Annotated in this window: 12 protein-coding genes and 1 tRNA gene; 3 read left to right on the forward strand and 10 right to left on the reverse strand. The window is 52.3% G+C overall.

Features of this window, described 5'->3' with window-relative positions:
* Positions 1 to 658: 658 nt before the first annotated feature.
* The 5 genes from ACUHMQ_RS19360 to ACUHMQ_RS19380 all read right to left on the reverse strand — a co-directional run bounded on the left by ACUHMQ_RS19360 (position 659) and on the right by ACUHMQ_RS19380 (position 4,449).
* Positions 659 to 1,504: a TatD family hydrolase gene (locus ACUHMQ_RS19360; protein ID WP_445297100.1), complete on the reverse strand. Its 846-nt coding sequence runs from the start codon at positions 1,502 to 1,504 to the stop codon at positions 659 to 661.
* Positions 1,505 to 1,551: 47 nt separating this feature from the next.
* A complete protein-coding gene (locus ACUHMQ_RS19365; protein WP_445297101.1) occupies positions 1,552 to 2,124 on the reverse strand; it encodes a BON domain-containing protein in 573 nt (190 codons plus the stop codon).
* A 5-nt stretch (positions 2,125 to 2,129) separates the two neighbouring features.
* Positions 2,130 to 2,720, reverse strand: coding sequence for a phosphoheptose isomerase (locus ACUHMQ_RS19370; protein ID WP_445297102.1), 591 nt, complete (start codon positions 2,718 to 2,720; stop codon positions 2,130 to 2,132).
* Between the two features lie 4 nt (positions 2,721 to 2,724).
* Positions 2,725 to 3,066 (reverse strand): YraN family protein, encoded by a 342-nt coding sequence (locus ACUHMQ_RS19375; protein ID WP_445297103.1) that lies wholly within the window; start codon positions 3,064 to 3,066, stop codon positions 2,725 to 2,727.
* Between the two features lie 225 nt (positions 3,067 to 3,291).
* On the reverse strand, positions 3,292 to 4,449 hold the full coding sequence (locus tag ACUHMQ_RS19380) for a penicillin-binding protein activator (protein ID WP_445297104.1): 1,158 nt from the start codon (positions 4,447 to 4,449) through the stop codon (positions 3,292 to 3,294).
* Between ACUHMQ_RS19380 and rsmI the strand changes: the two genes are divergently transcribed.
* Both rsmI and ACUHMQ_RS19390 read left to right on the forward strand, forming a co-directional pair.
* On the forward strand, positions 4,444 to 5,316 hold the full coding sequence (gene rsmI / locus ACUHMQ_RS19385) for a 16S rRNA (cytidine(1402)-2'-O)-methyltransferase (RefSeq protein ID WP_445297105.1): 873 nt from the start codon (positions 4,444 to 4,446) through the stop codon (positions 5,314 to 5,316). The genes ACUHMQ_RS19380 and rsmI overlap by 6 nt on opposite strands.
* Positions 5,317 to 5,355: 39 nt before the next feature.
* Positions 5,356 to 5,440: transfer RNA gene (locus tag ACUHMQ_RS19390), tRNA-Leu, on the forward strand.
* 117 nt (positions 5,441 to 5,557) lie between these two features.
* Here the strand turns inward: ACUHMQ_RS19390 and ACUHMQ_RS19395 are convergent.
* The 5 genes from ACUHMQ_RS19395 to ACUHMQ_RS19415 form a co-directional block, all read right to left on the reverse strand.
* Positions 5,558 to 6,580 (reverse strand): tyrosine-type recombinase/integrase, encoded by a 1,023-nt coding sequence (locus tag ACUHMQ_RS19395; protein WP_445297106.1) that lies wholly within the window; start codon positions 6,578 to 6,580, stop codon positions 5,558 to 5,560.
* Between the two features lie 3 nt (positions 6,581 to 6,583).
* On the reverse strand, positions 6,584 to 6,850 hold the full coding sequence (locus ACUHMQ_RS19400) for a DUF4224 domain-containing protein (protein WP_445297107.1): 267 nt from the start codon (positions 6,848 to 6,850) through the stop codon (positions 6,584 to 6,586).
* A 230-nt stretch (positions 6,851 to 7,080) separates the two neighbouring features.
* Positions 7,081 to 7,326, reverse strand: coding sequence for a hypothetical protein (locus tag ACUHMQ_RS19405; RefSeq protein ID WP_445297108.1), 246 nt, complete (start codon positions 7,324 to 7,326; stop codon positions 7,081 to 7,083).
* 43 nt (positions 7,327 to 7,369) lie between these two features.
* Complete coding sequence (locus ACUHMQ_RS19410; RefSeq protein ID WP_445297109.1) at positions 7,370 to 7,765, reverse strand: hypothetical protein; 396 nt, start codon at positions 7,763 to 7,765, stop codon at positions 7,370 to 7,372.
* A gap of 96 nt (positions 7,766 to 7,861) precedes the next feature.
* Positions 7,862 to 8,110 carry a hypothetical protein gene (locus tag ACUHMQ_RS19415; protein ID WP_445297110.1) on the reverse strand — a complete coding sequence of 83 codons (249 nt, stop codon included), beginning with the start codon at positions 8,108 to 8,110 and terminating at the stop codon, positions 7,862 to 7,864.
* Between the two features lie 511 nt (positions 8,111 to 8,621).
* On the opposite strand from ACUHMQ_RS19415, the gene ACUHMQ_RS19420 reads away from it, so the two are divergent.
* Positions 8,622 to 9,084 (forward strand): IS21 family transposase (locus tag ACUHMQ_RS19420; protein WP_510182282.1); only part of this gene is annotated, 463 nt, incomplete at its 3' end.

Below are 9,084 nucleotides of genomic sequence, written 5' to 3' on the forward strand. Positions count from 1 at the left end.
TTTTACAACCGCCAACGACGCCACTCTCGGCTAGGTAATTTGGCACCGGCGGTGTTTGCAGAAAAATTCAGCAGGCAATTGGTCTGCATTTGAAGTGGGTGTGTCTACGGTTGTCAGGACAGGTCAACGTAGACAAAGATGGTTTTTCGGACATTGTGTACACCGGTAGTGCGCTATGTTCCGAGGGTAATGCGACAGTAATCTGGTATGGGACCAAAGAGGGTTATGTTGTCAAACAGCCCACCAGTTGGCAGGTGTTATTGCTTCGTGTTGCACCGAATGGCCATGAGGCTATCAGTGTAAAGCAAGGGTGTTGTGCGATGTTGGCCGATATCTATTTCCAGGGAACCGTGGAGAATTTTCGACGAGATAGCGAAATTGCACTCCTTGCGAAGACGGTATTGCCCTTAAAGAAATACAGTCATTCCCTTCAGTTCAAAGTAAAGCGCGCGATAGAGCTTCGTTCAAGCCCTAAGCAAGAATTTGCTTGTTACGCATGACCCCTATGTTGGTTACCGCCCTGATACGGGTTCCCGCGCTGATACAGTCCGTGCCGGCTGGGTGTCAGCCGATCAGCTGACGCTAGTTCAAAAGTAAGGCTCCAGCAAAAATAACAAAGGCAAACGTAAGGTTTGCCTTTTTGCTGCAGCTCTAGCGGTTACGGGAAATGCAAATTGAGGGCCTCCCGAGCGTTGGCGCTGGTTTGTGCCGCCAGCGCAGACAGGCTGATATCACGCAGTTGGGCGAGCTCAGTTGCGATTTGGCTTAGATAGGCGGGTTCATTGCGTTGCATGTAAGCCCAACTCGGCGAAATATCTGGTGCATCGGTTTCCAGCACAATGCTTTCCAGGGGCAGGTCGGTGGCGAGGCGGCGGATATTGAGTGCCCGCTCAAAAGTAAGGCTGCCCCCAAAACCCAGTTTGAAGCCCTGTTTGATATATGCATCTGCCTGCTGTGGGCTGCCATTGAATGCGTGGGCAATACCTCTACGTACGCCAAAGCGGCGCAGCTGCTTGAGAACTTGATCTTGCGACTTACGTACGTGTAGTAGCACTGGTAGGTCGAAGTCGCGTGCCAGCTTAAGTTGTGCGGCGAAGATATCAGTTTGCCGTTGTGCATCCAGCCCGGCGACGAAGAAGTCCAGACCAATTTCGCCGACAGCAATGGGTTGTACTTGGGCAATGGCATTGCGCAAAGCCAGCAGGTGCTCGTCGCGATGGGTACGTTCATAGATAGGGTGTAGGCCTAAGGCAACAGGGCAGCCATAACGGCTGCGCATTGCCAGCGTGGCCGCCAAGGTCGGCAGGCTAATCGCCGGCACTATCATCTGGCTTATGCCTGCCTCCTGTGCGCGAGCTACCACTTCGTCTCGATCAGCATCGAACTCGGGGGCATCGAGGTGGCAGTGGGTATCGATGAACATGGTCAGGCAAGTGGATTGGATGCTTGAATTTACGTCCCCACGGGTTGTATCTGCAATCGATGGATGTAGAAAACCCGCCATATGGCGGGCTTCGTTTATGACTCAGGTCGGGTAGACAGAGGGCTGGATCAATCCAGATGCTCAAAAAGGGTGACCACCTTTTCTGCCCCTTGCGTCTGGCTGGCGATCTGGGCGGCATCCTGGGCTTCTTTGCGAGTCAGCAGACCCATCAGGAATACCTGTTTACGTTCGCTCACCACCTTCACATGCAAGGGCGAGAACTTGTTCGCTTCCACCATCCGGGTTTTGACGCGGGTAGTCAGCGCAGTATCGCTGGCACGGGCTGAGATACTGGAAGGCAGCATGATGGCCAATTCGTTGTAGACCTGACGTACGTCGGATGTGTCTCGCGCTACTTTCTCTATAGTTGCCTTGGTAGCCTCATCTGGGACTTCACCACTCAGCAAGACGCCTTTGTTGTAACTGGTGACATTGACGTGGGTATGGTTGCCAAAACGGTCGGCAATCTCCTTGCCAATAGCCTGTTCAACTTTCTGGTCGCTCCACACCACCGCAGAAGCGCGACGATCCTGGGTGACGGCAACACCGGTACCAACACCAGCCACCAGTAGTGGGAAACAAGCGCTCAGCTGGCTGGCGGCAAGCAGAGCAAGGACAAGTGTAGATACACGTTTCAGCATTGGTCTTATTCTCCGTCGAGCAGGATGCAGTCGATGGCATCGCAAAGGCTATGGATTAAAAGCAAATGGGTTTCCTGAATACGAGCGGGGCGAGCCGTAGGCACATTGAGCTGGATATCTTCGCCCACCAAAAGTTCAGTGATCTTGCCACCATCGCCGCCAGTAAGCGCAATGACAGTCATTTGCTTCTCGTGCGCTGCATAAATGGCTTCGATGACATTGGCTGAGTTACCGGACGGAGAGAACGCCAACAGTACATCGCCCGGCTGGCCGATGGCACGCACCTGCTTGGAAAACACCAAGTCATAGTCGTAATCATCGGCAATCGCGGTAAGCGAGGCGGTATCGGTACTCAACGCTACGGCAGGCAGACCAGGGCGTTCCTTTTCAAAGCGGCCTATCATGCGGGCGGCAAAGTGCTGTGCATCGGCCGCAGAAGGGCCATTGCCGCAAGCCAGCATTTTATGGTCGCCCATCAGGGCGGTAACGATACGCTCTGCCGCTACGGCGGTGGGAGCGGCCAGCATTTCACGGGCATCTTCCTTGGCTGCTATGCTGTCCAGAAAGTGTTGGTTGATACGGGCAATCAAATCCATATTGTTAGATCTCAATAATGTTCTTCAGCCAACGCGGCTCGGTAGTGCCATCCAGTAGTACGGCATCGAAGCGACAGGGCGGGGTACGGCCGAGGGTGGCAAGATATTGCTGGGCTGCGGCTACCAGCTTGGCTTGCTTGCTGGTGGTGATACTGGCAGCGGCATCGCCAAAGCGGCCAATGGCACGGCTGCGGACTTCCACGAACACCAAGGTGCCGGCATCGTTGGCGATCAGGTCCAGTTCGCCCATCCGGCAGCGCCAGTTTCGCGCAATGATACTGACGCCGCGCTGAACAAGGTATTCCGCTGCCAATGCTTCAGCTGCTGCTCCCTTGGTTTGTGACATGGCTTTCCAAATCTGTTTGTCTATCCGCAATACCGTATAACACGCGATGGGGCAGGACATGCTACTAGCGTGCGTGAATTAGTTCGTGATCCGGCACGCGCAACAATCAGTACGGTGAAGTACAGCGCATAAGCCCGAATACACTGGTGTACATGAGGGTTTTGAGGCGCATATCAACCCCGATCACGGTTGCGCGGTTAGATCGTTCAACGGGTTCTGAGGGAGTTAGTTGGTAAGCGGGCTTGTTGCTGCCGGGTCGACTACGGGTTCGGGTTCAGGCTTAGGTGTGCGGGGTTGGCTGCCGACCTCGCTACGAAGCAGTTCACGGCTGAATTGACCACTGTCGGATAAACGTAAAACGCCGGTTACCCCCTCCAATTCGATATTGGCCCCTGGTGCTGCTGTCACAAGCTGCAAGCTGAGCCGATAAGCATCCAAACCCAGGGCATATAGCCGCTCCATATCGGGCGAGAGCGGCTTGCTTGCATGTTTGAATTGCAGCATGTCGTTATGGTAGGGGTCGAGTAGCCAAGGCATATCGACAAAGCGCACACCCAATAAGTCGTTATTCACCACAGAGACACGGCCAAACTTACCGCTCCAGACTTGAGAGGTGGCATAAACAGGTTGATCAGCCCCAAGGTAGGGACGAATCAGCCGCGCTTTTTTCTGGTCGGCCGCCAGGAATATGGCATCTGGCGCTAGGGCGCGTACGTTTTCTTTCAGCCTGTTCAGGCCATCTTTACTCTCGCTGAATTTCACTTCTATAGGTAGAGAGCCGGTGATGCGATGCCACTCATTCGAAAAGGCTTCACGCGTACGTTTGGACAAAGCGCCGTCGGTTTCAATCAGCAAGGGTTTGGTGCTGCCGTCGGTCTGCATCAATCGCGCCATCTGGCGTGCTTCGGCTTCAATCGACAAACCCAATCCATACAGGTTGGATACGTTACTGAGGCCTTCCAGACTATTGAGCGCCAGTACAGGCACTTCAAGGGCGCCATGCTCGGCCAGCTTGGCGATTGCACCGCGAGTGAGAGGGCCGATCACACCGATGGCCCCATTGGCTACTGCCTGTTGGTAAGCCAGCAGCGCATCGTCATCGCGCTCGGTAGTAGGGTAGAGCCGCAGCTTGGGTGTGACTTCATCCCCCAACTTTTCCTCTGCAGCTTGTGCGCCGAGCTGTATCGCCTCGGCCGGCACCGCAAATGACTTTGCCTTGGTGGGCAGGATCAAAGCGATATGTGCCTGTGCCTTGGCCGGGGTAGTAGCTGGCGTTGGAGGCGTTGGCGTGACCTCTTCTGCGCTGGCCGCTATTGGCATGCCAAGGTAGAGTAGCGCCGCCGTTAAAACAGCAGTCCAACGAGAAGGAATATAACCGTGCATGGCGAGCCGTGGTTGATAGATCGACCTGCATTATATGTGGTGGCCACTCCCATCGGGAATCTGGCCGACTTAACGCCGCGCGCGCGCGCTGTACTTGCCCAGGTGGACGTCATCGCTGCCGAGGATACGCGTGTGACCGGACAGTTGCTGAAACATTTCAGCATCGATACCAGAATGATCTCACTGCGTGAGCATAACGAGCATGAGGCTGCGGATAAGCTCATTGAACGCCTACGTGCAGGTGAAGCGGTTGCTCAGGTTTCGGATGCGGGTACGCCAGCGGTAAGTGATCCTGGTGCGCGTCTTGTAAAAGCGGTACATGCGGCGGGATTTCGCGTCATCCCGGTGCCAGGTGCTTCGGCGGTGCTGGCAGCGCTTGCCGCCGCGGGTATGCAGTCCCCGCGCTTTCAGTTTTATGGTTTCCTGGAGCCCAAAACGACGGCCCGCCGCAAAGAACTGGAAGGGCTAAAGCAGCTCCCACACACCATCGCCTTCTTTGAGGCTCCGCACCGCATCGTTGATAGCTTGGCCGATATGGTTGCTGTGTTTGGACCAGAGCGTGTTGCCGTTGTTTGCCGGGAGCTTACCAAGACTTTCGAAACCATCCGCCGTGCGCCCTTGGGCGAACTAGCTGCTTGGGTAGGTACCGACAGCAATCAGCAACGCGGTGAGTTGGTCGTGTTAGTTGAGGCCGCACCCGCTCAAGTTAAGGACGATGCTGCTGGTTTCGACAATATTCTTGCACCGTTGGTGCGAGAGCTGCCTGTTAAGCAAGCTGTTAAATTGACAGCAGAAATTACCGGCGGCAACCGCAACATCCTCTATGAACGCGCCCTCCAGCTAAAAGAAGATGCGAAAGAGGGTTGACCGACTGTGGGTGGGTGGGCATAATGCGCCCCTCACTCAGCCCGGGTGATGAAATTGGTAGACGTAGGGGACTCAAAATCCCCCGCCGCAAGGCGTGTCGGTTCGAGTCCGACCCCGGGCACCACTTTAGTTGATGCGGCTTCCAGCGATGGGAGCCGTTTCACTTTCCGCTCCGCAAAAACAGCCCCGCTCCGCAAAATGAATTGCTCCCGTAGTAAATTGCGTGCGCACTGATGGGTGTTTAAGTCGGCTGTGTGAGCTTCACCAGCTTGCCGGTGCGATGCCGTATGTAGTCCGCTGTCTGTTGTTCCGTCGTGTGGCCAAGCAAGGCGTTGGCGGCTTTGATACCGCCCATGGCGTCTGCGTCAGTGCCGGCTTTGGCGCGTAAATCACGAAATTGCCAAGTCTGGCCGCTCAGCGCTCGCGCTTTCTCGAATCGATAAATTAATTGGCGATAAGTAAAGCGCGTGCCGTCTTCATACGCGAGGAGCTGGGAGTTGCGGTTAGGCAATGTCTGTTTCCTGGCCAAGGCTCTATCGAGCACGATTTGTAGCGCACCCTCAATCACAATACGTAAACGTGCCTTGGTTTTATTCTGCTTAATCCATAACATGCCTCCTCGAATATCGGTGGTATTAATTTTCAGCACATCTGCAGGGCGTTGGCCGATCAGCAACGCTAAATCCAGTGCCAGCCTAAGTAAGTCATCCGAAGCCTCCCATACCGCTTTATATTCGGCATCATCCACATAAGTATCACGTGGATTTTCCTTGTGCCCCTTGATACCCTGGCAAGGGTTGGTTATGGACGTATACCTCCATTTTCTCGCATGATTCCAAATGTGGGAAAACAGCGCTTTCTCGCGATTGGCGCGAGTTTTGGCGGTCTGGCCGCGCCAGGTTAAATATTGATCAATGTGAAATGGTTCGATATCGTCAAGCAGTGCAGGCGGATTATCGAAGAATTTATAAAGATTCTTGAGTTCCCGAAAATTGTCCCTTTGCGTGGCCTCACTCTTGGTGGGCACAATTTCACGGAAATAGCGTTCGGCCGCATGACGAAACGTAATTTTGCCGGCCGCAGGTGTTTCTGTTTTTTCCAATTCCGCCCATTTGCGAACAGCCTCAATGAAATTCTTGCCTAGTGGCTCTTCGTGGCGGGGTATTCCGCCTTGGTCGTAGTAGTAATACACCGTGCCAGATCGTTGTTTTCTGGCACGCATTCGCGGGGGCAAATTCAGGTTTTTGGTTGGTTTTCTGCCCATTGGTTAGGCTGCCTTTTGTAAGGCCCGCGGCGACCAGGCTGGCTTTGATTGTTCTACTTTCCCGGTACCGGTTACGGCTGCAACGGCCACGATAGGCCGGCCTGCTGCGTTAACCACGAAGGGAATGCCCGAAGTTCTTAACCAATTAATTTGCCGTTGATTCCGGCTTAGTCCTGAGCGACCACCTTTGATACCGCATAGTTCTGCCATTTCGCCTTGTGTAAGAAATAATCGGTTGTTAATGGGTGGTTGAGGATTAGTAATATGCATGTTCAAATTTGGTTTGTTTGCCGTGGAGTTTTCGGTATTGCGCAATTGACTCAGGTGGCCATACACCAACGTCAAGGCTATACAAGTCAAATGGCGTAGCAATGCTAGTTAACCGAAAGTAGCTTAGTTCTAATTCTCTAGGGCTTGGGCCATATTTCGTTTTAATTCCTCGAATGGCGCAGAGTCATATATTGCGTTAGTGAGAAGTTCAAAGGTTAGGTTTTTTTCTGTCATACATTTTTCACCCACGTATAAGACTCTTCAATGTGGCGTTGAGTCTTTTTAAGTAGATAAGCAATATGGTTTAGGTCTTGGATTAAATATTCTCGGCTAAGACTTTCATATTTGGTTTTAGAATCTTCTGGATAAGTTGAGTAAATCCTCTGCTCTTCCTTAACGATCCCTTCTACTTCGTTGAACAGCCTTGTAGTCCTTCTGGTTATGGATTCAAGTTTCTCAAGTCGTTGATTTTTCATTTGCATATTTTCTTGTTGAGATATCAGACGGGTAGTAACTTAACTAGTGTTGCGTTTTCGTGTTGTTTATGAGGTTGATCGTTTGTGAAAAGTCTTGTGGGTTGAATGGATCAACTGGCAAGAAGTTATATTTATTTCCTTCGGGGCAAATGGCTGTGTAATAGGGTTTATTTCCCCAAGTGCCAAGGCTCGAATCAATCCAGCGAAATGTATTTAATTTTTCAATTAATACTGAATCAATTGACCTGCAATAAATGACAATTAAGCATGTGACGGATTCGTCAATATGAACGCACTGATAACAAATAATGCCTGATTCTCTTAGTTTATTTTTTAACAATTCGTGTAAGTCTATTTTCTGTTTTGCGGCAATTAGACTCTTTATTTTGTTTTTGCATTTATTCATTTCATCGTGAAAGGTATTGTCGTAAGCGGACATTTAGTTATCTTTTCTGAGTTGAAAGAACAGGTGGACTTTTACGCTAGCTACATTGGCCAGTTGGTGGGGGGGGCAATGCGTTGTCACCTGGGCGAGTTAGCAGTAAGTGTTTTCAAAGGCTTTTTGCGCATTGTTTATTCGCTCATAGGTTTCACGAGCATGCCAAGGCCAGGAGTTCATGTTGGCTCCGTAGCTATCGAACAGCCTGTCTAGTCGTGCCATGCGCTGCTTGGCTAGAGCCTCTTCCTCGTCAGTTGGGCCTGCCAAGTGTTTAAGCTCGTCCAATGTTCCAGCGCTGCGAATGGCATCTAGCAACTGGTCTACGGTGAAAGTTTGTTTTCTCATGGTTTGTACCTCCTCGAATATTGCGGGGAGTAATAGACGTCATTCGGCACGGTTAATTTCTTTCGATTAGAAAAATCAGGGTTTGTAGTAAAAAAAAGATGGACACATGGAACGCAGCACTTACACCGTCTAGGAATGGATGTGGCTTATCTATGTGGCTAGGCGTTAAGGAGTTGGGAGAGCTTTCCGAGTGGCGCACGATGCTAGCTCCGGCCAAGCCTGCGAAGTTGTGCCGCTTGACGTTGGTAGTCATCGCGGCAGTCAGCGTCGCAAAACAAGCCAGTAATTGAAGCCTCGCAGAAGTGACAAAAACCGGTTTTTACAAGGGGGTTGATGTTGTGTCGTGCAACTGCCAAGTACGTAGTTAGGTTCTGTTCTGCTGCTTCGTTGGCCAAGTTGTTGCGGCTGACCGAAAACTGACCCAGCCAAAGTGCTAGTGCCGATTCAAAACTGACCCAGGTGTTCTACTTGCCCTGCCTAATTTCTAGGCAGGAGAGAAAGGGTGATCACCATGGAAATGTTAGGCAAGGTTCGGCGGATGTATCTACGCGACAAGCTGTCGCTACATGAGATTACCAAGCGCACCGGTCTGTCGCGCAATACCATCCGAAAATGGCTTCGAATGCCAGAGGAGCCGGCGCCACCCACTTACCAGCGAGCAGCGTCAGCTGGGAAACTCTCTACCTTCTACGCCACATTGGAGCAGGCACTCCAGGCTGATTCCCATCGGCCCAAACCGGATCGACGCACAGCCCGGGCGCTGTTCACGCAAATCAAGGCGGAGGGTTACCAAGGCGGTTACAGCCAACTGACAGCCTTTATCCGTGCCTGGCGCGGTCGTAAAGGTAGTGCACTGCACGCCTTTGTACCGCTGCAGTTTGCGTTGGGTGAGGCATTTCAGTTTGACTGGAGCGAGGAGGGGTTAGTGATTGGCGGCCTCTATCGCCGCATGCAGGTCGCTCACCTCAAGCTCT

The organism is Chitinimonas violaceus (assembly GCF_052601015.1).